Source organism: Rhodococcus sp. ARP2 (genome assembly GCF_001029585.1).
In the GTDB taxonomy this organism is placed as follows: Bacteria; Actinomycetota; Actinomycetes; order Mycobacteriales; family Mycobacteriaceae; genus Rhodococcus_F; species Rhodococcus_F erythropolis.
Genome location: NZ_LEKE01000118.1, coordinates 63,315 through 88,387, shown reverse-complemented (window position 1 = coordinate 88,387; position 25,073 = coordinate 63,315). Strand labels below are relative to the sequence as shown.

Below are 25,073 nucleotides of genomic sequence, written 5' to 3'. Positions count from 1 at the left end.
TACCAAACTCTTTGTAAGGTTTGCCTTTCCAATCTCACCTAGCCGGTTTCGGCGTGGTTTCTGCATCCATTCAGTCGGCGTGATTGGATAACGAACCATGGGTGACATCGACTGGAAGTTGTTGCGGCACAACGCGCAAGTGGTCATGCGGCAGGCTTATGCACCGTACTCGGGCTATGCAGTGGGTGCAGCTGCCCTGGTAGACGATGGTCGGATCGTCTCAGGATGCAATGTGGAAAATGTCTCATACGGTTTGAGCCTGTGTGCCGAATGTGGACTCGTCGGTAACTTAGCCGCCACCGGGGGCGGGCGGCTGGTTGCCTTCACGTGCTGCGACGCGAAGGGCTCGATTCTGATGCCATGCGGCAGGTGCAGACAGCTTCTTCTCGAGCACGGCGGGGGTGAGATGCTTGTCGACACGAGCAGTGGGTTCAAGCCGCTGAGCGAGCTGTTGCCTGATGCTTTCGGGCCGGAACAAGCAGAGGGGCTCCGCCATGTTTGACGCAGTTTCCATCATCGGCGCCAAGCGTGACGGCCGCGAGTTGTCGGGAACCGAGATCGACTGGATAGTTCAGGCGTTCACTGAGGGGGTCGTCGGCGACGAGCAGATGTCGGCGCTCGCGATGGCGATCTATTTCCGAGGAATGTCACGAGCAGAGACCGGCCGATGGACCGAGGCAATGATCGAATCCGGCGGGAGGATGGACTTTTCGGACTTGCCGCTGCCCACTGTCGACAAGCATTCGACCGGTGGTGTTGGGGACAAGATCACCCTTCCGCTCGCGCCCCTCGTCGCGGCATGTGGTCTTGCAGTCCCGCAGTTGTCGGGACGCGGACTCGGCCACACCGGCGGAACTCTCGACAAGCTCGAGGCCATTCCAGGTTGGCGAGCCGAGCTCACGGCGACGGAGATGGTCGACATTCTCGCGGACCCGAAAATCGGCGCGGTGATCTGCGCTGCCGGAGCGAACCTGGCCCCCGCCGACAAGAAGCTCTACGCGCTGCGCGACGTGACCGGAACGGTGGAATCCATTCCGCTGATCGCAAGTTCGATCATGAGCAAGAAGATTGCCGAGGGAACCGGCGCCCTGGTGCTCGACGTCAAAGTCGGTTCCGGAGCGTTCATGAAGGACCTCGGCGACGCGCGAGAGTTGGCACGCACGATGGTCGAGTTGGGCAACGACGCCGGCGTGCGTACAAGTGCTCTCATCACCGGGATGGACACCCCGCTGGGATTGACGGCTGGCAACGCTCTCGAGGTGCGTGAATCCGTCGAGGTGCTGGCAGGCGGCGGGCCGTCCGACGTCGTCGAGCTGACCCTGGTCCTGGCTCGGGAGATGCTGTCCGCGGCTGGGATCGACGGTATCGACCCCGCAGACAAACTGGCCGACGGCACGGCCATGGACCGGTGGCGCGCGATGATCGCCGCACAAGGTGGGGACCCACACGCGACGCTGCCGGTGGCCCGGCACAGCGACGTCGTCACCGCGGACCGAGACGGCGTACTGACCCGACTCGACGCCATGGCGGTGGGCATCGCGGCCTGGAAGCTCGGAGCCGGACGCGAACGACAGGGCGAAGCCGTTCAGGCCGGTGCCGGCATCGAGATGCACGCGAAGCCCGGCGACGTGGTCCGCGCCGGACAGAAGCTGATGACACTGCACACCGACACTCCCGAGAGATTTGATGCTGCGCGGCGGAGCCTCGGCGGAGGCTGGTCGATCGGGGCCGATTCCGACACCGTTTCGCGACCGTTGCTCATCGAGCGAATTGTGGGTGATTCGCGTTAGCGTTGGCGAATGAACGCACCGGAGTTGACCACGATCCGCAGCGCACCCAAAGTTCTTCTCCACGATCATCTCGACGGAGGACTCCGACCCGAGACTGTCCTCGAACTGGCCGAGCAGTGTGGCTACGACGAGCTGCCGGCGACTACGGCATCCGAACTGGCGCAATGGTTCCGAACTGCCGCTGACAGCGGATCGCTCGAGCTCTACCTTGAAACATTCGCGCACACAGTCGCCGTGATGCAGACTCCCGAAGGGCTCGCGCGGGTCGCGCGCGAGTGCGCCGAGGATCTGGCCGACGACAACGTCGTCTATGCCGAAATCCGTTTTGCGCCCGAGCAGCACCTGGAACAAGGCCTGAGTTTGGACGAGGTCGTCGAGCACGTTCTCGAAGGTTTCCGGGCCGGCGAATCCGCTGCCAGGGTCGCGGGACGGGAGATCCGAATCGGGTGTCTTCTCACGGCGATGAGGCATGCCGCCCGGTCACGAGAGATTGCCGAACTCGCTGTGCGATTCCGGGACCGCGGCGTCGTCGGTTTCGACATCGCCGGTGCCGAGGCCGGTAACCCGCCGAGCCGGCACCTCGACGCTTTCGAATACATGCGTGATGCGAACGCCCACTTCACGATTCACGCGGGTGAGGCGTTCGGGTTGCCGTCGATCCACGAAGCCATCGCCTTCTGTGGAGCGGATCGGTTGGGCCACGGCGTGCGGATCGTGGACGACATCGACGTAGGTGGCCAAGGTGGGGCAGAACTGGGTCGACTCGCGAACTACGTCCGTGACATGCGCATTCCCCTGGAACTGTGCCCGAGTTCGAACGTGCAGACCGGAGCGGTAGCCGCCCTGGCGGACCATCCGTTCGGACTGTTGGCGGACTTGCGCTTCCGCGTGACCGTCAACACTGACAACCGGCTGATGAGCGACACCAGCATGAGCCGGGAAATGGCCGCGTTGGTCGAGACCTTCGGTTACGGCTGGACCGATCTGGAACGCTTCACCATCAACGCGATGAAGTCGGCCTTCATCCCGTTCGACGAGCGCCTCGCGTTGATCGACGACGTCATCAAGCCGGGTTACGCCGTGCTCATCGGCTAGCTGACGTGCACCCGACTACTCAGATCGCAGCCGGGCCTCGAACTCACGCTCGAGTTCGCGCCAGGCCTCGGATTCCTTGGTGAACGGCGCACTCGGAGCCATCCGCGACGGATCGGGGTTGAGGAGGTACGAGACGTACCAACCCAGCTCGTTCGACGCGGACAGAGCCTCCTCGGTGGAGTCGTCGTCGGCGAAATCCGCTGCATCGGTGAACAATTCGACGGCAAGTTCCAGTTGCTCGGCGTCGACGACGTCCGGGCCCTGGGCGAGGTCGTCGGCGATGCCGGGCAGAACGTAGACGTTCTCGTCCGTGACCTCGATTTCGAGTGAACCGTCGACGGCAGCATTCTGAATTTCGCCGTACGTGCTGACCTGCGAGAGATCGTGTTCGTGGTTGTCGGCGAGGTAGCGAGCGAGTGCGCGCTCGCTACGGAAAACGGTGATCAGTCCGTCCTTGCCGAGGAAGATCGCCTGATCGCCCATGTAGCAGCGCAGAGTGTAGAACGTCTCGGCTGAGGTGATGATGCGGATCGGGTCGACACCGACCTCGCCCCAGAAGGTCTCGACTTCGTCTTCCTCCTCGTCGAGGTCGTCTTCGTCGAATTCCTCGTCCTCGCCCTCCTCAGCGACATCGTCGGCGTCGACGGTGTTCTCGGCGGCAGCGAGCAGTTCAGCTTCGGCGACCGCGACGGCAGCTGCATCGACCTTCGGGGAGGTGACCACCTTGTCGATGGCGTCGAGAACGGCGTCCCAGTCCTTGACGATCGCAGCGCCGACCTGGTCCCACAGCTCCAGGCCTTCGCGACCTTCGAAGGTGCCGGCGCCGGTCGCAAGCGCGCCGAGAACCGGATGGCCGCTGAAGAAGCGGATGACCGCGTCCAGTTCGCACACCTCGCCGATGTTGCGAGCCATGTTCAAGGTGTCTTCGAGTTCCGAGACCGCCAGTGCCTCAGGGTCACCTGCGGCCAGCTCCGGCACGCCGACGAAGTCGAACGTGAAGTTCTCCTCCGGTTCGAGCTCGGCTGCCGACAGTCCGGAGACGACGGCCCACGCCGGATGCTCGACCAGGTCGTTGTCGGAGTCCGTTCGGATGAAGGCCGCGAGTTCTGCGACGGAGGAGAACCCGTACAGGTCTTCCTCATGGCCGAGGAACGCTTCCCACTCGTCGTCGCCCTCGCGCCAGCGGGGTGCCCACAAAGTGACGAGGTCTCCGTCGGTGAGTCCGATTTCGATAGGGACGATGTCTCCAGCCATGGGCGGAAGCCTATCCACCGCAGAGCGAAAGGCATAGCGGGGGTTCGTCACGTTTGTTTCAGTGCCACTCGGAGCTCACTGACCAGTCGCTCTCGTTCGTCGTTGGACTGTCGAACTGCCTGGTGAATTGTTGCGACAGTCAATGCGGCCACAGTGCGAGAATTCATCGTGGTGATTGCGTCGGTAATCCGTAGGTCGACCAGAGCGCCCAGCCCGTCGACAGTCGCCGTGACTATCCCACCCTCGCTCGAGACGACCGCCCGCAGAGCGCCGACCCCGTCGACGGCGTCCTGCAAGAGTCCGGTCCGGTGTTTCGCCAGCTCCATGATTCGATCAATCTCGCTCATATCGAACGCATCCAGCTCGACGGAAGGTTCTGGCCCTCGGCGGCGTCGACATCGGCCAGTTCGTCTCGGGTCGCGAGACCGAGCCGATCGAGGATCGCTGCCGGGACTCCGGTCTCTTCGAGCTCCACACGATGGCGGGCGCCGGCCTCGATTGCTGCTTTCGAGCACAGCGTGAGTATCTGTTGCGCCAACCGTTCCCCGCCGTACCGCAGTTCCTCCTGGCTGATCCGCAGGTCCACGGGAATGGCGTGTTCCGTGGCGCGGACCGCGATGGTTTCGGCGCGGTTGACGGCGACGGCTGTGATGATCGGCGGTGATTCCCGCATGTTCTCGTTCATGTTTCCTGTCATTCTGTCGGACGGTAGAAACCGTGAAAGCCCATGCCGCTGTTCGTGGTTCGGGTGGCGCTGATTTCGACTGGGTCGCCGGCTTCGATCATCTGGCCGCTGCCGATCACCATCGCGACGTGGCCGTCCCAGACCGCGAGGTCGCCCGGCATCAGATTGTTCTGATCGACCTGGTTCCCGATTCCCTGTTCCTGAGCCAACCTCGGAATATCGACTCCGGCCTGGCCGTACGCCCATTGCGTCAGACCACTGCAGTCCAGACCGACTCCGGGTGTCGTGCCTCCCCAGGCGTACGGGACACCCTGTTGAGTAAGCGCGTTGCGTACGGCAGCAGCGGCCTCGGCGTTCGGTGCGGTGGCAATCGAGCCGTCGGGAAGTTCGACCTCTACTCCACCGACGGAACCAGAACCACCGACGGAACCGGAACCGCCCGCCGACTCGGAGACTCCAGGTGCGGGATCGGGTATCGGGACGGACGGGACGAGTGCGGACATCTTTTCGGTCGACCCCGCCAGCTCACCGCGTACCCGCTCGATAACCGATACCGCGCGTCCGAGGTGCTCCAACGCGGCCGACAACAACATCAATTGGCCCGTCGGTGTCATGAGCGTCGGCCCGGCCTTGATCGCGAGTGTCAGAAACGACTGGAGAATCTCACCGAGTTCGGTCATTCCCGCGTACACGGACGTTGTTGCTTCGTCCACGACGCCGGCGATGTCGGTCCCACGATCGGCGAGGTTTCGCGTCGACGTCTGCGTCTGCTCGGTTTTGGTCACCGCAGCGGTGAGTGCCGTGGACGAGCTCTGAGAGGACGCCAGTTCGCTCAGAGCAGCGCTTCCCAATTGGTATGCGATCTCGAGGGCGTCCGTAGCGATTCGGATGCCGACGTCGGGTCCACTTGCGCTGGGGACGCCAGTCCCGACAATGTCGACCAGATCGATGATCGGTCGTGCGAGTGCGTCGACGTCGATCATGAGCGTGCGGCTTCAGCGAGAGTCGTTCGTACCGATTCCTCGGAGTCGAGATAGACGGCGTGAGCGTCGCGGGTGACTGACTGGACGCTGGAGATCACAGCGGACAGTCGATCGATGTCGTCGATGTGCGCTTGCTGTGCTCGGCTCGCGACATCGACGAAGTCGCCGCCGATCAGCCCCAGCACAGCGGACAGAGCCAAGTGATCGTCACCCGCCGCGTCCTGTCGAGCTTGCGCGACGTTGTCGGCAACAGTGCCCAACCGCGTGGCGAACTCCGCGATGCTTTCAGTGTCCAGATCCAGATTTGTCAACTTGTCTTCCCCCCGTTGCGCTTACTCCTTCTTGGACGCCGCGCGGGGTGCTCCGGTTCCCGAGGAACTATTCTGATGGTCATGCAAACGCACGTAGTCGACCATCCGCTCGCGGCGGCCCTCTTGACGACAATGCGTGATGCACGCAGTGAGAACGCAACTTTTCGTTCCGCACTTCGCAGGCTCACGCACATGCTGGTCTACGAGGCCATGCGTGACGCGGAGGTCGAGGAGTTTCCGGTCGACACCCCGGTAGCAGCGACGACGGGCATCCGGCTCGCGAAGCCGCCGTTGTTGGTACCAGTGCTGCGGGCCGGTCTGGGCATGGTCGAACAGGCGAGTGCGCTGATTCCGTCGGCCGGCGTCGGCTTTGTCGGAATGGCCCGAGACGAAGAGACTCATCAGCCGGTTCCGTACCTCGAATCCCTGCCGGCGGATCTGTCCGGGATCCCGGTGTTCGTGCTCGATCCGATGCTCGCCACCGGTGGCTCGATGGTGCACACCATCGACTTGCTGGTTGCGCGTGGCGCGACGGATGTCACGGCAGTGTGCGTCGTGGCCGCTCCGGCCGGCGTCGACGCGCTGGCAGCGTCCGGCCACCCGGTTCGTCTGGTCATCGCGAGCATCGATGACGGACTCGACGAGAACGCTTTCATCGTCCCCGGTCTCGGTGACGCCGGCGATCGGCAGTTCGGACCCCGCTAGAGCGAAAGGGCGAAGGTTCGGAGTTCGGCCAGCCGGGCCTTCGCCTGCTCCAGTGCGTTCGCGAGGTCGTCGCGGTTCGCCACCGGGACGACAACTTCGAGATAACACTTGAGCTTGGGCTCGGTTCCGGACGGCCGGACAACCACGCGGATCGACGGCCCGTCGAATATAACTGCGTCGGTGCGCATACCGCCGCGAACCAGGGACAAGTCCTCGGTCGTGACCGGCTCACCCGCGAGTTGGCCAGGAGGATCGGCGCGTAGTCGTTTCATCATTTCGGCGATGTCGCTCAAATCCTCGACGCGGCGGGATACTTGGTCCCCGCGATGCAGTCCGAATTCGACGGCATAGTCGCCTAGAACGTCCAACAGGGTTCTGTTGCTGCCCGCGAGGGTGGCAGCCAGGTCGGCCACAAGAACGGCAGCTGAGATTCCGTCCTTGTCCCGCACCACATCCGGATCGACGCAGTGCCCGATCGCTTCCTCGTAGGCGTAGACGAGTCCGTCGCCGGCGCGCGTGAGCCACTTGAATCCGGTGAGTGTCTGCGCAAACCTGGCTCCGCGAGCTTTCGCCAACTTCGAGAGCAGAGTCGAGGAGACGATCGTCGTCGCCACCAACGAATCTTCGGGCGCCGTGTGCAGTACGTGGTCGGCCAGGAGCACCCCGGTTTCGTCGCCGCGCAACATGCGCCACTGATCACCGTCGCGAACTCCGACGGCGCAGCGGTCGGCATCCGGGTCGAGTGCGATCGCCAGATCCGCGTCGACACTTCGGGCAAGGGCGAGCAGGCGGTCTGCGGCGCCAGGCTCTTCGGGATTGGGGAACTCGACGGTCGGAAACGTGGGGTCGGGATCGAACTGCTCCGCCACGACGTGCAGATCGTCGAACCCTGCTGCTCGCAGAGCCGCGGTCGCAGTCTCGCCGCCGACGCCGTGCATTGCCGTGAGCGCAATCCGGATCGAGCGGGCGTCGCCGTGCGGGAGGGTCGCGATGCGGGCGATGTACTCCTCGACCAGAGAATCGTCGGCCGGAATCACCGATGCCCGGGCGACGTCGGCGGCACCACCGATGCGGGCGATCTCGCTCTCGATTTCACGATCGGCGGGGGAGACGAGTTGCGCTCCGCCCGAGAGATACACCTTGTAACCGTTGTCGGCGGCAGGATTGTGGGAGGCGGTGATCTGGATACCTGCCGCTGCCCCGAGCCTGCGCACCGCGAACGCCACCAGCGGTGTCGGCAGTGGGCGGGGGAGCAGGGTCACCTCGAACCCGGCCGCTGCCATGACCTCGGCGGCGGCGAGAGCAAATGCCTCTGAACCGAGCCGGGCGTCGCGGCCGACCACAACGCGGGACCCGCCCTGGCAGCGAGCTGTCAGCCAGGCCGCCAGACCGGCCGTGGTCCGGATGACGACCGCGAGGTTCATGCCGTTGGGCCCGCCGCGCACCGGCCCGCGAAGCCCAGCAGTGCCGAACGTCAGTGGTGCGGAAAAGCGTTCGGTCAGTTCATGTTCGGAAAGGGCTGCTAATTCTGCGCGGGTAACTGGGTCCGGATCGGCGTCGATCCACTCGGTGACGTTCAGTGGTGTCACAGCTGCTCGACCAGTTGACGCAGCAGCACTCCCATCCGGGCCGCCGAGGCTTTGCCTGCCGCCAGCACTTCCTGATGGTCGAGCGGGGCGCCCGTGATTCCGGCGGCCAGATTGGTGACCATGGAGATGCCGAGAACGCGGGCGCCGAGCGCGCGGGCCGCGATGGTCTCGTGAACCGTCGACATGCCGACCAGATCGGCGCCGAGTGTACGAAGCATTCGAATTTCGGCCGGAGTCTCGTAGTGCGGACCGGGAAGCCCGGCGTAAACACCCTCGGCAAGGTCCGGGTCGATCGAGCGAGCCAGCGCGCGCAGTTCCGGCGAGTAGGCGTCGACCAGGTCGACGAACTCTGCGCCGACGAGGGGAGAGCGGGCCGTCAGGTTCAGGTGGTCACTGATCAGCACCGGTTGACCGACTGTGTAGTTTTCGCGAATACCGCCGGCCGCATTGGTGAGGATGACCGTGTCGGCGCCGGCAGCAATGGCTGTCCGGACCGGGTGGACGACGGTACCGAGATCGTGGCCCTCGTATGCGTGCGCGCGCCCGAGCAGCAGCAGGACTTCGGTGTTTCCGACGCGCACCGAACGAATGGTGCCCGCGTGACCGAGCGCGGACGGTGGGGCGAAGCCAGGAAGATCCGCCATCGAGACTTCGGCTGTCACGTCCGCACCGGCGTCGCCGAACACGTCTGCGGCATCGGTCCACCCCGACCCGAGCACGATGGCGACTGACGGTGACGAAGAGCCAGTCATGGCGGACAGAGCAGCGGCGGCGGCCTCGGCGATCGTTCCCATGTGAGCAACCCTACTGAGGAGTCGGGTCGGTTCGCCGGGTGAGTTGGCGGGCGTTACTCTCCCATCCATGCCTTATCTCGAACGCGACGGCGACGTATTCATCCTGTACCTCGGCAACGAGGGCGAAACGGACAACGAGAACCGCTTCGGCCCTGAGTGGATCGACGCTGTTCACAGCAAGTTGGACGAGGTCGAAGCGCACGAGGGGCCCGCAGCCCTGGTGACCACCGCGACGGGCAAGTTCTACACGAACGGCCTGGACACGACGTGGATCTTCGGCAATCTCGACGGTCTGCCCGGCTACCTGGACAAGGTCCACACCATCTACAGCCGTTTGTTGACCTTCCCGATGGCCACAGTCGCGGCCGTGCAGGGGCACGCGTTCGGCGCCGGCGCCATGCTCGCGTCCTCACACGATTTCCAGATCATGCGCGCGGACCGCGGCTTCTACTGCCTCCCCGAGGTCGGACTGAACATGCCGTTCACTGTCGGCATGTCAGCACTGTTGAACAGTCGTCTGCCCAAGCAGACGGCAGTCGACGCGATGACGACGGGGCGTCGATTCGGCGGCGCCGACGCGCTTGCTGCCGGCATCGTGCAGGAAACGGTCGACGGCGACGGAGTACTCGCCGCAGCAGTGGCCAAGGCATCGGCACTGACGTCGACTCACGGCAAGAACTTGGCGGGAATCAAGGCAGGCATCCACCGCGATGCGCTTGCGGACCTCGCTCAGGTGACTGACAAGAGCAACTTCTCCTTCGGGTGAGACAATGATCGCGTGAACCAGAATGTCGACAGCGCAGTCAGGTCCGTAGAGGCCGATCTGATTGCGCTGTCGCATTCGATTCACAGCGATCCGGAACTTGCCTTCGAGGAGTTCCGCAGCGCTGCCAAAGTGTCGGACCTGCTGGCGCAGCACGGTTTCGCGGTCACTCACGGGATCGTCGATCTGCCGACGGCATTCGATGCCACCTACGGCAGCGGAGAGTTGGTCATCGCGATCTGCGCCGAGTACGACGCGCTGCCCGAGATCGGTCATGCCTGTGGGCACAACATCATTGCCGCCGCCGCGGTCGGGGCCGGCATCGCGTTGGCTACCGTGGCCGACGAACTGGGGATCACAGTCCGAGTGATCGGTACTCCCGCGGAGGAAACCGGTGGCGGCAAAGTTCTGATGCTCGAGCGTGGTGCATTCGACGGCGTCGGCGCGGCCATGATGGTTCATCCAGGACCGATCGACATCATCGGTGCCACCTCGCTGGCCCTGGCGGACATCGCCGTCAGCTATCACGGTCGCGAAGCGCACGCCTCTGCTGCGCCGGAATTCGGTCGCAATGCCGCTGATGCAGCGACGCTCGCGCAGGTGGCGGTCGGACTGTTGCGCCAGCACCTCCAGCCAGGGCAACAGATTCACGGAATCGTCAGTGATGGCGGCACGGCTCCCAACATCGTTCCGGCTCGGTCCGAACTGCTGTACTACCTGCGTGCCGAGACGGCCGCGTCGTTGGCCAATCTGTCCGAGCGTGCCGACGCCTGCTTCGCCTCGGGCGCACTCGGCACCGGATGCACCCACGAAATCCGCACGGTATCGCCCACTTACACCGAGTTGACCCCCGATCCGTGGCTGGCGGCGGCGTACCGTGAACAGATCGTCGACCTCGGGCGGGTGCCACTGGCAGCGGAATGGGAGCGCTCCCGTCCACTGGGTAGTACGGATATGGGTAATGTGACCAATGTGATTCCGGGAATTCACCCGGTCATAGGCTTGGATTCATCGGGGGCAGTGACACATCAGCCGGAGTTCGCGGCCGCGTGTATCACCGCCTCCGCAGATCGAGCGGTAGTCGACGGTGCAATTGCGTTGGCCCGCACTGCTCTCCGGGTAGCGTCCGATCCAGAACAACGCGCCCGTCTGTTGGAAGGGGTAGATCGCCGGTGAACGCGGCAATCGACACGTGGATTCACGCGCACACCGACGACCTAGTCGCGTGGCGTCGACACATCCATGCCAACCCGGAGTTGGCTCGCCGCGAATACGCGACAACCGAATTCGTCGCGACCCGCCTCACCGCCGCTGGGCTGTCGCCGAAGATCCTTCCCGGTGGCACCGGGCTCACGTGCGACATCGGACCTGAGGGGCCGCGAATCGCACTTCGCGCCGACATGGACGCTTTGCCGATGCAGGAGGCGACCGGGGCGACGTACTCGTCCACGGTCCCCGGTGTGTCTCATGCATGCGGGCACGACGCCCACACCACCATCCTGCTCGGCGCCGGATTGGCTCTGGCCACCCTGCCCGAACTTCCCGTCGGGGTTCGGCTGATCTTCCAGCCCGCCGAGGAAGTCATGCCTGGTGGTGCACTCGACGTCATCGCTGCCGGCGCGCTCGACGGCGTGTCCAGAATCTTTGCTCTGCACTGCGATCCGCGACTCGAGGCAGGCCAGGTCGGAATGCGTCTGGGCGCGATCACCTCTGCTGCAGACACGATCGAGGTCGTTCTCGACTCTCCGGGTGGGCACACGTCGAGGCCGCACCTGACCACGGACCTCATCTACGCACTCGGCACAGTCGTGACCGGGCTGCCGGGAATGCTCAGCCGTCGTATCGATCCGCGTACCGGCACCGTGATGGTGTGGGGTGCGGTCAGTGCAGGTCAGGCGCCCAACGCGATTCCGCAGACCGGCATGATGACGGGCACGGTACGTACCGGCGATCACGACACGTGGGAGTTGCTCGAACCGCTCGTGGAAGAAATCGTCCACGGACTGCTCGCGCCCACCGGAGTTCGCTACCAACTCAACTATCGTCGCGGAGTGCCACCGGTGGTCAACGACGAGGTGTCCACTCGGATGTTCGAGGACGCCATCGCGACCGTCGGACAAGATGCTTTGGCGGACACCCCGCAATCCGGTGGTGGCGAAGACTTTTCGTGGTACCTCGAAACCGTGCCGGGTGCCATGGCGCGGCTCGGCGTGTGGTCGGGTGAAGGCGATCAGCTCGACATCCACCAACCCACTTTCGATCTCGACGAGCGTGCACTCGGCGTCGGTGTGAAGGTTCTGACGAGCCTGGTTCTGGGATAGTTCCGGTTCCCGTCGGGGGTACCGTTTTTCGTGTCGTTCGAGTGAAGGTACGGGCATGTCCATAGGTGTGGGAGTGCGAATCGGCACATTGGTGTCGACGGCTGTAGTTGCGTCCAACGATCCGGGTTCGGCCGATCCGGTGGTGTTGGTCAGGGACACGATTCTCAATCAACGCAAGGACGGAACGACCGTGCTCGGCGGTACCGAGCAATTGGGTGCCGGCCGTGAATTCTCGGAATCATGGTCAGGTTTTGTCGGCCGTGTGGGGGACCCGAGTGGCGTCTCCGGAACGGCCGATACCCGTTACCGCGCCGAGGATTTGGTGGCGACGTCGATTCGCTGCCTGTTGCAGGAATGCGAGCCGCTGCCCGATCGTGGTGGTCGAAGTGGGGGAGCGCCCGACATCGTCGCGACCTACCCGTCGCGCTGGGACTCGTCCACAGCGGCCCTCATGCAGGATTCACTGGTCTATGCAGGCCTCGAGCGGGTCACTCTCGTCTCGGACGCCGAGGCGGTCTCGGCGTGGTTCGAGTCGGAAATCGCGGCACTCGCCGGCACGCTCATCGGCATCTATCACGTCGACGACACCGGGGCAGCGGTCACGCTGGTGCGTTCGGGCGTCGCCGCCGGCCGCGCATTCGGCTTCGCCGGCGACGGGAGTTCACCGAGTTCACGCCTCGCGACGGCACTGGGTGCGTTCGGTTGGATGCCGGAGAACCTGGACGCCGTAGTCGTCACCGGTGACGGAGAACCGGCGACAGACAAAGCAGCCATGATGTCCATAGCGGCCGGAATCGCCGAAAAGCTCGGTGTCAGATGTGAACTCGGGCCCGGACCGGAGCAGTCGGCCGCGCTGGGAGCCGCAATTCTGGCTGCCGGTTTCACCTCGACGTCGCACACGATCGTTCCGATCGGTTTGCCGCCTTCACACGACGTGACGGAGGTGTTCGACACTCTCGGACGTGAGAAGGTGGCGGCTGAAACTGCAACCGGGGTGGCAACAGTCGAGCCGGAAACTGCAGTTGTCGCAGGCGAATCGGAGTCACGCGGTTCCAAGCGTGTGCTCATCGGCCTGACGATTGTGGTGGTACTCGCAGCACTTGCAGTGCTCGCGTATTTCCTGCTGCTTTGAGCAGGACAGCTATCTAATCGGTAACACCGTTACCGGGACCCACGTTGCGGCTGTTTCTCGTCCGCAACTCTCGCACGTACTCGGCCGGCGCTCCGGCAATCTCGGCGGCGTCGGCCATCACGCCGATGTAGCGGGCCGACGGCAGTCCGCCTTCGTACGCATCCATGACGTAGAGCCAAGCGAGCACCGCATCGCCTGCGGTGTCGACCCGCACGCGGATCTTGCGGTGCAGACCGAGTTCGGCACCTTCCCAGCGGTCCAGACTCACTTCGTCCTCTTCCGGGACGTCGTAGAGGACCACGAAAACACTGGAATCGGGGTCTTCGACCACGGTGGCGAGAGCCCCCTCCCAGCCGAGGTCCTCGCCGCTGAAGGTCAGGCGCCAGCCTCGCAGCCACCCTGTCCCGGACATGGGCGAGTGTGGGCAGCGCAACAACATCTGCTCGGGATGCATGTTGGAACCGTAGGCGGCATAAATCGACACGGGCGCAAGCCTAAACCGTGGTCCGAGGGTGTGGCGAAGCGGACCGCCGGACGCAAGTAATCTGGTACAAGCACTGCGCGACACGTGGTGCTCGAATAGCGTGACACTGGTCGACGGGAGACCCCTGCCGGCCACGCGAGGACTTGGAGGACACATGACCCGGATCGTGATCATCGGTGGCGGACCCGCCGGCTACGAGGCGGCACTGGTAGCCGCGCAGCACGGGGCCACGGTCACCCTGGTCGATTCGGACGGCGTCGGCGGCGCGTGTGTGCTGTTCGACTGTGTCCCGTCGAAGACGTTCATCGCGTCCACCGGAATCCGCACCGACATGCGTCGTGCATCCGACCTCGGCATCACTCTGGATCCGGAGCAGGCTTCGGTGTCACTGCCGAAGATCCACTCCCGAGTCAAGAGTCTCGCGTTGTCCCAGTCCTCGGACATTCGCGCACGGTTGCAGACGGTCGGCGTCGAGGTTCTCTCCGGCACCGCCGAACTGACCGATCCGCTCCTCGGTATGGCAGCACACCAGGTTCGCGCGACGCTCGGAAGCGGCGAGCAGAAGACCATCGACGCAGACGTCGTGTTGATCGCCACCGGCGCCAGCCCCCGCATCATCCCGGGAGCCGAGCCCGACGGTGAGCGAATCATGACGTGGCGTCAGCTCTACGACTTGGACGAGCTGCCCGAGCACCTGGTCGTGGTCGGTTCCGGTGTCACCGGTGCCGAGTTCGTCTCCGCCTACACCGAGATGGGCGTCAAGGTCACACTCGTGTCCAGTCGTGACCGTGTTCTGCCCGGCGAGGATGCCGATGCGGCGCTCGTGCTCGAGGACGCCCTCGCCGAGCGCGGTGTCACCCTCGTCAAGCACGCCCGCGCAGACGCCGTCGAGCGCACCGAGAAGGGCATCATCGTCAAGCTCTCCGACGGCCGCACGGTCGAAGGAAGTCACGCTTTGATGACCGTCGGTTCCGTCCCCAACACCAACGGTCTCGGCCTGGAGCGGGTCGGCATCGAGTTGGACAAGGGTGGATACCTGCGTGTCGACCGGGTCTCGCGCACCACGGTTTCCGGTATCTACGCTGCCGGTGACTGCACCGGACTGCTCCCGCTCGCGTCGGTGGCTGCGATGCAGGGACGTATCGCGATGTACCACGCACTCGGTGAAGGCGTCAGCCCGATCAAGTTGAAGACGGTCGCATCGGCCGTCTTCACGCGCCCCGAAATTGCAACGGTGGGTGTTTCGCAGGCCGCGATCGACAACGGAGAGGTGCCTGCTCGCACCGTCATGTTGCCGCTCAACACCAACCCGCGCGCCAAGATGTCCGGTTTGCGCCGCGGCTTCGTGAAAATCTTCTGCCGCCCGGCTACCGGCGTGGTCATCGGCGGTGTTGTGGTCGCGCCCACCGCTTCGGAACTCATCCTGCCGATTGCGATCGCCGTGCAGAACAACCTGACGGTCAACGACCTGGCTCAGACGTTCTCGGTGTACCCGTCGTTGACCGGATCGATCACCGAGGCAGCTCGTCAGCTCATGCGTCACGACGACCTGGACTGAGAACGGACCAGAGTCTTCTTACAATGTGAGAAGTCTGTTTCACATACTGAAGTATTGGTGAGATAGTCGAGATACCGACCGAATCAAGGGTCGGTATCTCGGCGCTCTCCCGCCCCGTTGACCCAGGACGGCTCAGGGTGTTTTCCTCTGACCTTCATTCTGCGTGCCTGGGAGCTTCACATGACACACGCCGCGCTGTCCGCTCGTATGGACGGACTCCGTAGTTCTGCAATTCGCGATCTGCTCACCTTGACTGCCCGACCCGACGTCATCAGCTTGGCCGGCGGACTACCCGATCCTGATTTCATTCCGCGGGAACGAATCTCGAAGGCAGCCCACGACGCACTCGGTGACCCCTCGTCCGTTCAATACGGCGAGACGTCAGGCCTGCGGCGCCTCCGTGAGGTGATCGCCGAGCGCGAATCCTCCAAGATCGGGCGGGCACTCGACGTGTCCGAAGTTGTGATCACACACGGTTCTCAGCAAGGTTTGAGCCTGCTCGCGCAGGTCCTCCTCGACGCCGGTGACGTTGTGGTCGTGGAGGAACCGGCATATACCGGTGCGCTGCAGGTCTTTCGGACGGCGCAGGCTCGTCTCGTTCCTGTCCAGTTGGACGAGGACGGAATGGACACCGACGCGCTCGAGGCGAAACTCGCCGCCGGTCTTCGGCCCAAAGTCGTGCACACCGTGAGCAATTTCCACAACCCGCGGGGCGCGGTGCTTTCGGCGCAGCGGCGAGCGCACTTGGCGGCACTGGCGGACCGATACGGGTTCTGGGTTCTCGAGGACGACCCGTACGGCGAACTGTACTTCGGCGAGAAACCGCCCGCACCGCTGGCGGCGTTGTCGGACAGGGTGATTCGGCTGTCCAGTGCTTCCAAAGTGTTGGCACCGGCGCTGCGCGTCGGCTGGCTGCACGGCGACCGAAAGGTCTGCGAGGCGGTCGAACTGATCAAGCAAGGCGCTGACCTGTGCGGGTCTTCGCTCACCCAGCAGATCGCCGCAGACCTCTTCTCCGACGTCGAATGGTTCGAAACGCACCTCGACAAGCTCCGGGAAGGTTACGGCGCCAGAGCGAAGGCGCTGGTCACGGCCGCCGAGACGGAATTGAGTGGGCGTGCACGCTTTTCCGAGGTCCGCGGCGGGATGTTCTGTTGGATGGATTTCGTCGACGACGTCGACACCACCGAACTCCTGGGTGCCGCGCTCGAGCATGGCGTGGCATTTGTCCCAGGTTCGGCCTTCGCGGTCGAAGCTGACCTCGGTCGAAGCGCTCGATTGTGTTTCGCGACGTATCCCGAAGGCGTGCTGGTCGATGCCGTCGGCAGGCTCCGGAAGAGTGTTACCGCAGGTACAGCCTGACCTTGTCGATAGTGTTGCGGAGCAGATCGATCTCCGTGCTCGATGGTGGGGTGGTGACGGTGACGTGATCGGCGACGGCGAGGTCCCATCCTGTCGATTCCCTGACCTGATCGACCGAGATTCCCTCGTGGACGCTGGTCAACTCCAATTCGCCGCCGGGGCCCTGGTGTGTCAGGACGCCGAGGTTGGTGAATACCTTGGTCACTCCTGCACCTGCCGGCATGATGCCCTTACCGCTGGCGTGGGCGCGGGCGGGGCTGGGTGAGGTGCAGAAGTCGAGCTCGGCCGGAAAGGAACTGAGGTCGTGGCGACGCATCACGACGAAGATCTCGGCGGCGTTCGCGATGATCTCGACGGCCCCGCCCGCTCCGGGCAGTCTGACCGTCGGGTTCTTCCAGTCACCGATGAAACTTGTGTTCAGACTGCCCGTTCGATCGATTTGAGCGGCCCCGAGAAATCCGACGTCGACGTTGCCACCTTGCAGGACGTAACCGAAGAGCGCGGCCATGCTGAGCACGGATTCGGCACCGGAGACAACCACGGAGTCCGCGATACCCTCGGCCATTGCCGACGGATGTGCACCGCACACTCCGGATTCGTAGATCAGCTCGACGTCCGGATTCGACGTGTGCCGCGCGAGATCGACTGCGAGCGTGGGTAGCCCAACTCCGGCGAAGACCCGGCGCTTACCCGCCAATTCGCGTGCCGCGACGGCGACGATCGTTTCGGTGGAGGTGGTGTTACCGGTGTCGATCGTGGTGGTCATAGTCTGCTCCCGTAGTCGACTGGTGTGGAGAGTTTTGGTCCGACCTCGAGATCCGACCAGTAGTCGGCTCCGAGTTTGGCGAGATACTCGCCGTGACTGTCGAGTGCGTACACCCATTCGTCGAGCCAATTTCTCAGCTGTGAAGGGTCTTTGGAGATTTCGGTCCAGCGTCGGTAGAAGCCGCAATCGCGGTCGTAGTATCCCTGCGCGTACGACGGGTGTGCGCCGCGCGGGCAGACGACAACCGCGTCGACTGCATGCGAGGGAATCAGAGTTCGGCTCGGGTCTGACCTGATGACCTCGTCGTCGACCAGTTCTTCGACAACGACGATTGCCTTCTTCGCGGCGTACACGGCCTCTTGCTGCACCCCGGCGATGCCCCAGATCTGCGCGTTCCCGGACGTGTCCGCTCGCTGTGCGCCGATGATCGTGACATCCGGATTCAATGGCGGCACAACGTAGACGCTCCCGCCGCCGTACGGGTCCTCGACGAGTCTCAGTTGTGGGTTGAGTGCGGGTAGATCACTACCGGCGTACGACCGTAGCGGGAAGAAGGGAAGCCTGGCGGCTCCCGCCTGATACCGGCACACCATGCCGTAATGGCTGTATTCCTCGACTTCGAGGGGGAGCGGGTCCTGGTTCTCGATGCGTCTGCGTAACTCGTACAGAGAACCTGCGGAGCCGCTGGCGAAGAACGAAGCGACCAGCTTTCGGACGCAGCCGGCGGCGACGAGTTGATCGGAAACGATGTCCGGCGTCATCCGGCACAGCGTGAGGTCCTTCCTGCCCTGCCGGATGATCTCGTGTGCCGCGGCAAATGGAATGAGATGCGAAAAGCCCTCCAACGCAACAGTCATTCCGTCGCCGACGTATCGACCGATGGCCTCTTTCATCGAGAGCGTCTTGTCCACGTGTGTACCTCTTCTTACGTTCTCGCGCACTTGGTCGGTTTCGGAAACTTGACATGGTCGGCCAGTGTGGCGCAACAATGTCGGGTGGAAATTCATCAGATCAACGCATTTCTCGCGGTGGCTGAGGAGCTACATTTCGGCCGTGCGGCTCAGCGCCTTCGGATTGCGCAACCGCCGCTGAGTCGAACGATCAGGCAATTCGAGAAACAGCTCGGTTCGCCGTTGTTCGATCGAAGTACTCGAACTGTGCGGTTGACTGCTGCCGGTGAAGCACTGCTGCTTCCGGCGCGCGAAATTCTGGACGCGTGCCGGATGGCCGAGATCGCGGTATCCGCGGCAGGCCAGGGAACGACAGGTCGCGTTCGCCTGGGCTTCGCGGGAACCTCGTCGCACCTGCTCGTCGGGCGGTGGGCGAAATTGGTGAGAAAGACGAATCCCGGTATCGAATTTGTACTCGACAGTTCCGCTTTCGCGAACGAGGCGTTGTTGATGTTGCTCGATCGACGCCTCGACATCGGGATGGTCCGGTGGACCGTCCCGCCGCTCGGGATCACGTCGAGATTGATCGCCGAGGAGAACTTTCTGGTTGCCATGTCGAAAGACCATCCGATGGCGTCGAGGGAATCGGTTCGGTTGATCGAATTGGAGTCCGAGAATTGGGTGACGCTTCCGGCGGAGCCGGGTTCGATTCTGCGGGAGTCTCTGCTCTCTGCGTCGAAGAACGCAGGATTCCTGGCTCGAATCGTGCAGACGGCACCGGATTCGATGTCGTTGATCGCGCTGGTGTCCGCGGAAATCGGATGCTCGTTGACTATTTCGTCGGTGGCCCAAAGCATCGTGAACCCTGATGTTGTCTTTGTTCCCGTCATGGATCCACCTCCTCCCCTTCAACTGCGTATCGCCTGGCGAGATGGAGACGACAGACCTGCGCTTCTCGAAGTGTTGAAATTGTCCGAGCAGGCGCTGCCGTCCCTGGCTTAGACGGTTGCCCGACCGGTAGGAATTTCACCCGCTTCGGACTTCGGCGAGTTTGCAGTATCGGCAAGAGCGTTCTCGAGTTCGAGCTCGTCGTAATCCGCTTGCTCGGCCGTCGAGAGTTCGCTTGCGTTGTAGCCGGTACGTCGGAGTAGGAGAAGGGTGCAGATCAGCGAGACAAGTGCGTACAGTCCGGACACGATCGCGACCCCGACGATGTTGCCTGACGTGTTGAGCATCCACTGCGCCAGTACCGGAGTTCCGCCGCCGACGACAAGGGAACACAGTTGATACGCCGTCGACAGACCCGTGTAACGGATGTTCGCAGGGAAGGCGCGAGCGAGAACGCCGGCGATGGCGCCGTAGAACATCGAGTGCGGGATCGTGGCGAGACACATCGCAACGACTGCGATGGTGAAGTTCCCGGTTCTGATGGCAAAGAACATCGCGGGCATGAGAACGAACTCCGGTATCACCATCAGGCACATGGCCTTCCGCATGTCTATCTTGGAAACCAGAACGGCCCCGAACGGTTGGACGATGAACTGCACGACAAGTGCGATCGCGATAGCGGCGAGGAATGTGCCGCGGTCGTATCCGAGTTCTTTTGTAGCCCAGGACAATGCGAAGGTGTTCTTGAAATAGGTAACCTGTGCGAGGGGGAGTGCGCCGGCGCCGAGGAGAACCAGCACCCAATGCTTGCGCAATACTTCGGCGAGCGGAAGTTTGACGACCTTCTTGCGGGCGAGAACGGCCTTCATCTCGTCGGACTCTTCGAGTTTCAGGCGAATGATCATGCCGAGGATGACCAGTCCTGCCGAAACGAGAAAAGGGATTCGCCAGCCGTAGAGAAGGAATGACGGCGTCGGCATCGAGGACAGCAGGAAGAATGCGATGGTCGCCAACAGATTTCCCGCGGGCGAGCCCTGCTGAGCGAACGCGGAGTAGAGGATGCTCTTACCCTTCGGTGCGTTCTCGCTGGCGATGAGTACCGCGCCACCCCACTCACCACCGACCGCAATTCCTTGGATCACGCGAAGGGTGACCAGACCGATCGGGGCCCACATGCCGACCTGCGCGTAGGTGGGGAGGAGTCCGATCCCGACAGTGGCGACGCCCATCATCATCAAGGTGATGACCAGAGTGTTCTTGCGCCCGATCCGGTCGCCGAGATGGCCGAAGATGATCCCGCCGATCGGCCTGGCGAGGAAGCCTGCCCACAGGGTGATGAAGGCGAGGAGCGTGCCGACTCCGTTCGGCAGTGTGTCGGAGAAGAAGATCTCGCCGAATACCAGGGCAGCCGCGGTGCCGTAGATATAGAAGTCGTACCACTCGATGGTGGTTCCGATGAATGAAGCGATACCGGCTCTTCGTGCCTTGGCGTTGATCTCCTCGGAACTGCGAGTGGGTGAACTCATGCGTGGCGACCTTTCTCTGCAACATTCGCGGCGCCGAAACGTGGCGCGCCTGAATGAGATTCGCAGAGTGGTGTAGGTCACGTCCAATACCAACTTGGTCGCCTATTGATACCTCAGGAGTATCAATAGGCGACCATGATCAGCTCTTCCGGTATGGAAGGATCGGGGTGATTACTCGGACCAGTTGTACGTCCGCTCGACGGCCTTGTTCCACTCCGCGTACAGCCGTGACCTTTCGGACTCGTCCATCGCCGGTTCCCAGGTTTGGCCGACGGCCCAGTTGTTGCGGATGTCTTCGGTGTCGGCCCAGTAACCGATGGCGAGGCCCGCTGCATACGCAGCGCCGAGTGCTGTCGTTTCGTTGACCACCGGACGGATGACGGGAACTCCGAGGATGTCCGACTGGAACTGCATCAGGGTTTCGTTGACCACCATGCCGCCGTCGACCTTCAGCGCGGACAGTTCGACTCCCGAATCCGCACGCATGGCGTCGATGACCTCACGGGTTTGGTATGCCGTCGCCTCGAGCGCCGCGCGAGCCAGGTGTCCCTTGTTGACGAACCGCGTCAGGCCGACGATCACGCCGCGTGCATCCGGTCGCCACCGGGGTGCGAACAGTCCTGAGAACGCGGGTACGAAGTAGGCGCCGCCGTTGTCGTCGACACTCGCGGCGAGCGGCTCGATGTCCTTGGCGTTCTGAATGATTCCGAGATTGTCCCGAAGCCACTGGACCAAGGAGCCGGTCACCGCGACGGAACCTTCGAGTGCGTAGACGGCAGGGGCTTCGCCGAGTTTGTAGCAGACGGTCGTCAGCAGTCCGTGCTTGCTGTGCACCGGCTTCGTTCCGGTGTTGAGAAGCATGAAATTGCCGGTGCCGTAGGTGTTCTTGGCTTCACCCTCGGAGAGGCAGGCCTGGCCGAATGTGGCTGCCTGCTGGTCACCGAGGATTCCGGCGACCGGCACACCGGCGAGATTGCCGCGAGGACGGCCGGTGCCGTAGACCTCGGACGAACTCCGGATTTCCGGGAGCATCGACATCGGGATTCCGAAGTCCGCGCAGATCGATTCGTCCCACTGAAGGGTCTCGAGATCCATCAGCATCGTGCGTGACGCATTGGTGACATCTGTCACGTGAACACCGTCGGTCAGGTTCCATACGATCCACGTGTCGACGGTGCCGAAGCACAATTCTCCGGCCTCCGCTTTGGCTCTCGCGCCGTCCACGTTGTCGAGAATCCACCGGATCTTCGGCCCGGCGAAGTAGGTCGAGAGCGGCAGTCCGGTCTTGTCTCGGTACTTGTCCGGACCCTCGTCGCCGCCCAGTTCGACACACAGTTGATCCGTGCGCGTGTCCTGCCACACGATCGCGTTGTAGATCGGCTTGCCCGTCGAACGCTCCCAAACGACGGTCGTCTCACGCTGATTCGTGATTCCGACGGCCGCGATGTCGGCCCGCGTGAGGTCGACCTTCGCGAGAGCGCCGGCCACCACCTCCCGGGTGTTGATCCACAGCGCAACCGGGTCGTGCTCGACCCAACCGGCACGCGGGAAAATCTGCTCGTGTTCTTTCTGCGCAACGCTCACCACGGCGCCGTCGTGATCGAAGATCATGCAGCGGCTCGACGTCGTGCCTTGGTCGATGGCGGCGATGTATTGATTCACTGTGCTCCTATGTTCGGGCGCGTTCGCAGTTATCCGTGCGCTGTCGCAGTATGTGGATCAAGCTACTAGCCTGTAAACGGATTCGTCGTCGACTTACAGGAGACCGGGTTGAGTAAGCAGCAAGGTGCGCAGTTTCTCGGCCCGCAGCAGCGTGAAGCTGCTTGGGAACAGCTTCAGACCGAGCAATTCGACGTCGTCGTTGTCGGTGGCGGTGTTGTCGGTGTCGGGGCTGCGCTCGATGCGGCCACCCGCGGACTCAAGGTTGCGTTGGTCGAGGCCCGTGACTACGCATCCGGCACGTCCAGTCGCTCGTCGAAGATGTTCCACGGCGGTCTCCGCTATCTAGAGCAACTCGAATTCGGCCTCGTTCGTGAAGCATTGCGTGAGCGCGAACTCTCGCTGACCACGCTCGCTCCGCACCTGGTCAAGCCGCTGAAGTTCCTGTTCCCTCTGGCTCACCGAGTGTGGGAGCGCCCGTACATGGCGGCGGGAATCTTCCTCTACGACCGAATGGGCGGCGCAAAGTCGGTCCCCTCCCAGAAGCACTTGACGCGGGCGGGCGCACTACGCATGTCGCCGAGCCTCAAGCGCAGTTCGCTGACCGGTGGCATCCAGTACTACGACACCGTCGTCGACGACGCTCGGCACACCATGACCGTCGCACGGACCGCTGCACACTACGGCGCGGTCGTCCGAACGTCGACGCAGGTCGTCGGCTTTCTGCGGGAAGCGGATCGGGTCTCGGGAGTTCGTGTTCGGGACTGCGAAGACGGCCGTACCGCCGAGGTCAAGGGTCACGTCGTCATCAATGCGACCGGTGTCTGGACGGACGAGATCCAAGCGCTCTCACGTCAGCGCGGACGGTTCCGGGTGCGAGCGTCGAAGGGCGTACACATCGTCGTCCCGCGCGATCGCATCGTCAGTGAAGCCGCCATCATCCTGCGTACCGAGAAGTCGGTGCTGTTCGTCATTCCGTGGGGCAGTCACTGGATTATCGGCACCACTGATACCGACTGGAACCTGGATCTCGCACATCCGGCGGCAACCAAAGCAGATATCGACTACATCCTCGGCCACGTGAACTCCGTCCTGGTCACGCCGTTGACGCACGCCGACATCGACGGTGTGTACGCCGGCCTGCGCCCGCTGCTTGCCGGTGAAAGCGACGAGACGTCGAAGCTCTCGCGCGAGCACGCCGTTGCCCGTGTGGCTCCAGGTCTGGTCGCCATCGCCGGCGGAAAGTACACGACGTATCGGGTCATGGCGGAAGACGCCGTCGACGTCGCAGCAGAAGACATTCCGGCGCGGGTTGCGTCGTCGATCACGGAGAAGGTACCGCTCGTCGGCGCCGACGGATACTTCGCGTTGATCAACCAGACCGTGCAACTGGGCGAGCAGTACGGCTTGCATCCGTATCGCGTCAAGCACCTGCTCGACCGCTACGGTTCGCTCATCACCGAGGTCCTCGAACTCGGCCGGCAGACACCGGAGTTGTTGCAGCCCATCACGGACGCGCCCGATTACCTTCAGGTCGAAGCTGTGTACGCCGCCGCGGCCGAAGGGGCACTGCACCTCGACGACATCCTCGCCCGCCGTACGCGTATCGCAATCGAATATCCGCATCGTGGTGTCAACTGCGCACAGCAGGTCGCCGGATTGGTTGCCCCGATTCTCGGTTGGGATGCCGCCACCGTCGAACGCGAAGTCGACACGTACCGAGCGCGTGTCGAAGCGGAAATCGAGTCTCAGACCCAGCCGGACGACGAGTCGGCGGACGCATTGCGCGCCGCAGCGCCGGAGTCGCGGGCCGAGATCCTCGAGCCCGTCGTCGTGGTGCCGGATCGGGTCTGAGTCGCCTGTCGTTTGTTCTCGGTCTGTCGCGGGTAGGCGGATGGCGAATCACCACCCGTGTCAGCACAGACCGGTCGAGCGTCACCCAGGAGGATCTCAATGTTCGGTAATCGGTCGCGATCTGCTGAGGAACACATAGCTACCGGCTATCTGGTCACTCACCTGTGCGGGGCGATGGTGGGGCTGCAACTCTCGCGGTCACTCTCGGACTCGTACGGCGCCTGGGCCGACGGTGAGCTGGATTCGTTGCCGGGCGAGCTCGAGTACGAGATCGAGCAGCTGCTGCAACTTATCGAGGACACCCAGGGCATATCCCTGCCGCGGTACTCCAAGATCGACGCGACGGTCAATCGGATCAGACGTCTCGTCCATGTCGACGCCATCTGGCGTAATCGCCTCGTAAAGTTGGCAACGCTCGAGATCATGCGGACCGCGCTGTGCGGCAAGAGTGCGATGTGGGAGGTCCTGCGAGACATTCCGGCCGGGGAGACCGAGGAGCAGTATCGCGAACTCAACGACCTGGTGTCCAAGCAGATCACCACGGTCACGGCGCTGCATCACCGCGCAGCTACGGAGGCTTTCCAGGGGACGGACGGGCGGGAATCGGCGAGCGGCGGCGACCCCATCAGGTCGAGTAAGTAAGGTTTGTACCGTTCGATGAAGA

At 63.4% G+C, this 25,073-nt stretch carries 25 protein-coding genes; 13 read left to right on the top strand and 12 right to left on the bottom strand.

Annotation, left to right across the window (positions count from 1 at the left end; all coding sequences use genetic code 11):
* The first annotated feature begins 97 nt into the window (after window positions 1-97).
* From ABX74_RS28775 to ABX74_RS28765, 3 genes are read left to right on the top strand one after another with little or no spacing between them, the layout of a single operon-like run.
* Window positions 98-502, top strand: a complete 405-nt coding sequence (locus ABX74_RS28775; RefSeq protein ID WP_019747693.1) for a cytidine deaminase — start codon at window positions 98-100, stop codon at window positions 500-502.
* On the top strand, window positions 495-1,790 hold the full coding sequence (locus ABX74_RS28770) for a thymidine phosphorylase (RefSeq protein ID WP_021332521.1): 1,296 nt from the start codon (window positions 495-497) through the stop codon (window positions 1,788-1,790). The genes ABX74_RS28775 and ABX74_RS28770 overlap by 8 nt, the downstream gene beginning before the upstream one ends.
* A 9-nt stretch (window positions 1,791-1,799) precedes the next feature.
* A complete protein-coding gene (locus ABX74_RS28765; RefSeq protein WP_042951360.1) occupies window positions 1,800-2,885 on the top strand; it encodes an adenosine deaminase in 1,086 nt (361 codons plus the stop codon).
* A 15-nt stretch (window positions 2,886-2,900) separates the two neighbouring features.
* Here ABX74_RS28765 and ABX74_RS28760 read toward each other — a convergent pair whose 3' ends face one another.
* Genes ABX74_RS28760 through ABX74_RS28740 form a run of 5 tightly spaced genes read right to left on the bottom strand, consistent with a single transcriptional unit; the run spans window position 2,901 to window position 6,118 of the window.
* On the bottom strand, window positions 2,901-4,139 hold the full coding sequence (locus tag ABX74_RS28760; RefSeq protein ID WP_020969158.1) for a hypothetical protein: 1,239 nt from the start codon (window positions 4,137-4,139) through the stop codon (window positions 2,901-2,903).
* A 47-nt stretch (window positions 4,140-4,186) separates the two neighbouring features.
* Window positions 4,187-4,486 carry a YbaB/EbfC family nucleoid-associated protein gene (locus ABX74_RS28755; RefSeq protein ID WP_021332523.1) on the bottom strand — a complete coding sequence of 100 codons (300 nt, stop codon included), beginning with the start codon at window positions 4,484-4,486 and terminating at the stop codon, window positions 4,187-4,189.
* The gene (locus tag ABX74_RS28750; protein ID WP_024487457.1) at window positions 4,483-4,824 is read right to left on the bottom strand and encodes a hypothetical protein; all 342 of its coding nucleotides are present in this window, start codon (window positions 4,822-4,824) and stop codon (window positions 4,483-4,485) included. Before ABX74_RS28750 ends, ABX74_RS28755 begins: the two co-directional genes overlap by 4 nt.
* Window positions 4,825-4,832: 8 nt before the next feature.
* Entirely contained in the window at window positions 4,833-5,807 is a 975-nt protein-coding gene (locus ABX74_RS28745; protein ID WP_047890269.1) for a C40 family peptidase, read from the bottom strand.
* Window positions 5,804-6,118: a type VII secretion target gene (locus ABX74_RS28740; protein ID WP_047890268.1), complete on the bottom strand. Its 315-nt coding sequence runs from the start codon at window positions 6,116-6,118 to the stop codon at window positions 5,804-5,806. The genes ABX74_RS28745 and ABX74_RS28740 overlap by 4 nt, the downstream gene beginning before the upstream one ends.
* Window positions 6,119-6,199: 81 nt before the next feature.
* Here ABX74_RS28740 and upp point away from each other — a divergent pair, with 81 nt between their 5' ends.
* Entirely contained in the window at window positions 6,200-6,823 is a 624-nt protein-coding gene (upp, locus tag ABX74_RS28735) for a uracil phosphoribosyltransferase (protein ID WP_007727319.1), read from the top strand.
* Here the strand turns inward: upp and ABX74_RS28730 are convergent.
* Both ABX74_RS28730 and ABX74_RS28725 read right to left on the bottom strand, forming a co-directional pair.
* Window positions 6,820-8,412: a phospho-sugar mutase gene (locus ABX74_RS28730; protein WP_047890267.1), complete on the bottom strand. Its 1,593-nt coding sequence runs from the start codon at window positions 8,410-8,412 to the stop codon at window positions 6,820-6,822. The genes upp and ABX74_RS28730 overlap by 4 nt on opposite strands.
* Entirely contained in the window at window positions 8,409-9,206 is a 798-nt protein-coding gene (locus tag ABX74_RS28725; RefSeq protein WP_020907041.1) for a purine-nucleoside phosphorylase, read from the bottom strand. The genes ABX74_RS28730 and ABX74_RS28725 overlap by 4 nt, the downstream gene beginning before the upstream one ends.
* A 67-nt stretch (window positions 9,207-9,273) precedes the next feature.
* On the opposite strand from ABX74_RS28725, the gene ABX74_RS28720 reads away from it, so the two are divergent.
* The 4 genes from ABX74_RS28720 to ABX74_RS28705 are packed head-to-tail and all read left to right on the top strand — an operon-like array spanning window position 9,274 to window position 13,422.
* Complete coding sequence (locus ABX74_RS28720; RefSeq protein WP_003940710.1) at window positions 9,274-9,972, top strand: enoyl-CoA hydratase-related protein; 699 nt, start codon at window positions 9,274-9,276, stop codon at window positions 9,970-9,972.
* Between the two features lie 12 nt (window positions 9,973-9,984).
* Window positions 9,985-11,145 carry a M20 family metallopeptidase gene (locus ABX74_RS28715; protein ID WP_047890266.1) on the top strand — a complete coding sequence of 387 codons (1,161 nt, stop codon included), beginning with the start codon at window positions 9,985-9,987 and terminating at the stop codon, window positions 11,143-11,145.
* Window positions 11,142-12,290, top strand: a complete 1,149-nt coding sequence (locus ABX74_RS28710) for a M20 family metallopeptidase (protein WP_003940741.1) — start codon at window positions 11,142-11,144, stop codon at window positions 12,288-12,290. The genes ABX74_RS28715 and ABX74_RS28710 overlap by 4 nt, the downstream gene beginning before the upstream one ends.
* A gap of 55 nt (window positions 12,291-12,345) precedes the next feature.
* Window positions 12,346-13,422, top strand: a complete 1,077-nt coding sequence (locus ABX74_RS28705) for a hypothetical protein (protein ID WP_019747704.1) — start codon at window positions 12,346-12,348, stop codon at window positions 13,420-13,422.
* Between the two features lie 13 nt (window positions 13,423-13,435).
* Here the strand turns inward: ABX74_RS28705 and ABX74_RS28700 are convergent, their stop codons facing one another.
* A complete protein-coding gene (locus ABX74_RS28700; RefSeq protein WP_003940753.1) occupies window positions 13,436-13,906 on the bottom strand; it encodes a gamma-glutamylcyclotransferase in 471 nt (156 codons plus the stop codon).
* Between the two features lie 154 nt (window positions 13,907-14,060).
* Between ABX74_RS28700 and ABX74_RS28695 the strand changes: the two genes are divergently transcribed.
* The gene (locus ABX74_RS28695; RefSeq protein WP_020969166.1) at window positions 14,061-15,464 is read left to right on the top strand and encodes an NAD(P)H-quinone dehydrogenase; all 1,404 of its coding nucleotides are present in this window, start codon (window positions 14,061-14,063) and stop codon (window positions 15,462-15,464) included.
* A 180-nt stretch (window positions 15,465-15,644) separates the two neighbouring features.
* Entirely contained in the window at window positions 15,645-16,826 is a 1,182-nt protein-coding gene (locus ABX74_RS28690) for a PLP-dependent aminotransferase family protein (RefSeq protein ID WP_047890265.1), read from the top strand.
* Here the strand turns inward: ABX74_RS28690 and ABX74_RS28685 are convergent.
* Together ABX74_RS28685 and ABX74_RS28680 are read right to left on the bottom strand one after the other, a co-directional pair.
* Window positions 16,807-17,592 carry a 3-oxoadipate--succinyl-CoA transferase gene (locus tag ABX74_RS28685; protein ID WP_046378312.1) on the bottom strand — a complete coding sequence of 262 codons (786 nt, stop codon included), beginning with the start codon at window positions 17,590-17,592 and terminating at the stop codon, window positions 16,807-16,809. The two genes, ABX74_RS28690 and ABX74_RS28685, sit on opposite strands and share 20 nt — an antisense overlap.
* Window positions 17,589-18,503 carry a CoA transferase subunit A gene (locus ABX74_RS28680; RefSeq protein ID WP_080945652.1) on the bottom strand — a complete coding sequence of 305 codons (915 nt, stop codon included), beginning with the start codon at window positions 18,501-18,503 and terminating at the stop codon, window positions 17,589-17,591. Before ABX74_RS28680 ends, ABX74_RS28685 begins: the two co-directional genes overlap by 4 nt.
* Before the next feature lie 84 nt (window positions 18,504-18,587).
* On the opposite strand from ABX74_RS28680, the gene ABX74_RS28675 reads away from it, so the two are divergent.
* Window positions 18,588-19,484: a LysR substrate-binding domain-containing protein gene (locus tag ABX74_RS28675; RefSeq protein ID WP_047890289.1), complete on the top strand. Its 897-nt coding sequence runs from the start codon at window positions 18,588-18,590 to the stop codon at window positions 19,482-19,484.
* Here ABX74_RS28675 and ABX74_RS28670 read toward each other — a convergent pair.
* Both ABX74_RS28670 and glpK read right to left on the bottom strand, forming a co-directional pair.
* Window positions 19,481-20,896, bottom strand: coding sequence for an MFS transporter (locus ABX74_RS28670; RefSeq protein WP_019747710.1), 1,416 nt, complete (start codon window positions 20,894-20,896; stop codon window positions 19,481-19,483). The genes ABX74_RS28675 and ABX74_RS28670 overlap by 4 nt on opposite strands.
* 171 nt (window positions 20,897-21,067) lie before the next feature.
* Complete coding sequence (gene glpK / locus ABX74_RS28665) at window positions 21,068-22,558, bottom strand: glycerol kinase GlpK (RefSeq protein WP_019747711.1); 1,491 nt, start codon at window positions 22,556-22,558, stop codon at window positions 21,068-21,070.
* Between the two features lie 108 nt (window positions 22,559-22,666).
* Between glpK and ABX74_RS28660 the strand changes: the two genes are divergently transcribed.
* Together ABX74_RS28660 and ABX74_RS28655 are read left to right on the top strand one after the other, a co-directional pair.
* Window positions 22,667-24,409, top strand: a complete 1,743-nt coding sequence (locus ABX74_RS28660) for a glycerol-3-phosphate dehydrogenase/oxidase (RefSeq protein WP_047890264.1) — start codon at window positions 22,667-22,669, stop codon at window positions 24,407-24,409.
* Between the two features lie 99 nt (window positions 24,410-24,508).
* Window positions 24,509-25,051, top strand: a complete 543-nt coding sequence (locus ABX74_RS28655) for a hypothetical protein (protein ID WP_041814839.1) — start codon at window positions 24,509-24,511, stop codon at window positions 25,049-25,051.
* The last annotated feature ends 22 nt before the right edge of the window (window positions 25,052-25,073 follow it).

Bases quoted from the DNA above. Each gene is read 5' to 3' on its own strand.
- ABX74_RS28775 (WP_019747693.1), top strand. From the start codon at position 98: ATGGGTGACATCGACTGGAAGTTGTTGCGGCACAACGCGCAAGTGGTC.
- ABX74_RS28770 (WP_021332521.1), top strand. From the start codon at position 495: ATGTTTGACGCAGTTTCCATCATCGGCGCCAAGCGTGACGGCCGCGAG.
- ABX74_RS28765 (WP_042951360.1), top strand. From the start codon at position 1,800: ATGAACGCACCGGAGTTGACCACGATCCGCAGCGCACCCAAAGTTCTT.
- ABX74_RS28760 (WP_020969158.1), bottom strand. From the start codon at position 4,139: ATGGCTGGAGACATCGTCCCTATCGAAATCGGACTCACCGACGGAGAC.
- ABX74_RS28755 (WP_021332523.1), bottom strand. From the start codon at position 4,486: ATGAGCGAGATTGATCGAATCATGGAGCTGGCGAAACACCGGACCGGA.
- ABX74_RS28750 (WP_024487457.1), bottom strand. From the start codon at position 4,824: ATGAACGAGAACATGCGGGAATCACCGCCGATCATCACAGCCGTCGCC.
- ABX74_RS28745 (WP_047890269.1), bottom strand. From the start codon at position 5,807: ATGATCGACGTCGACGCACTCGCACGACCGATCATCGATCTGGTCGAC.
- upp (WP_007727319.1), top strand. From the start codon at position 6,200: ATGCAAACGCACGTAGTCGACCATCCGCTCGCGGCGGCCCTCTTGACG.
- ABX74_RS28725 (WP_020907041.1), bottom strand. From the start codon at position 9,206: ATGGGAACGATCGCCGAGGCCGCCGCCGCTGCTCTGTCCGCCATGACT.
- ABX74_RS28720 (WP_003940710.1), top strand. From the start codon at position 9,274: ATGCCTTATCTCGAACGCGACGGCGACGTATTCATCCTGTACCTCGGC.
- ABX74_RS28705 (WP_019747704.1), top strand. From the start codon at position 12,346: ATGTCCATAGGTGTGGGAGTGCGAATCGGCACATTGGTGTCGACGGCT.
- ABX74_RS28695 (WP_020969166.1), top strand. From the start codon at position 14,061: ATGACCCGGATCGTGATCATCGGTGGCGGACCCGCCGGCTACGAGGCG.
- ABX74_RS28690 (WP_047890265.1), top strand. From the start codon at position 15,645: ATGACACACGCCGCGCTGTCCGCTCGTATGGACGGACTCCGTAGTTCT.
- ABX74_RS28685 (WP_046378312.1), bottom strand. From the start codon at position 17,592: ATGACCACCACGATCGACACCGGTAACACCACCTCCACCGAAACGATC.
- ABX74_RS28670 (WP_019747710.1), bottom strand. From the start codon at position 20,896: ATGAGTTCACCCACTCGCAGTTCCGAGGAGATCAACGCCAAGGCACGA.
- ABX74_RS28655 (WP_041814839.1), top strand. From the start codon at position 24,509: ATGTTCGGTAATCGGTCGCGATCTGCTGAGGAACACATAGCTACCGGC.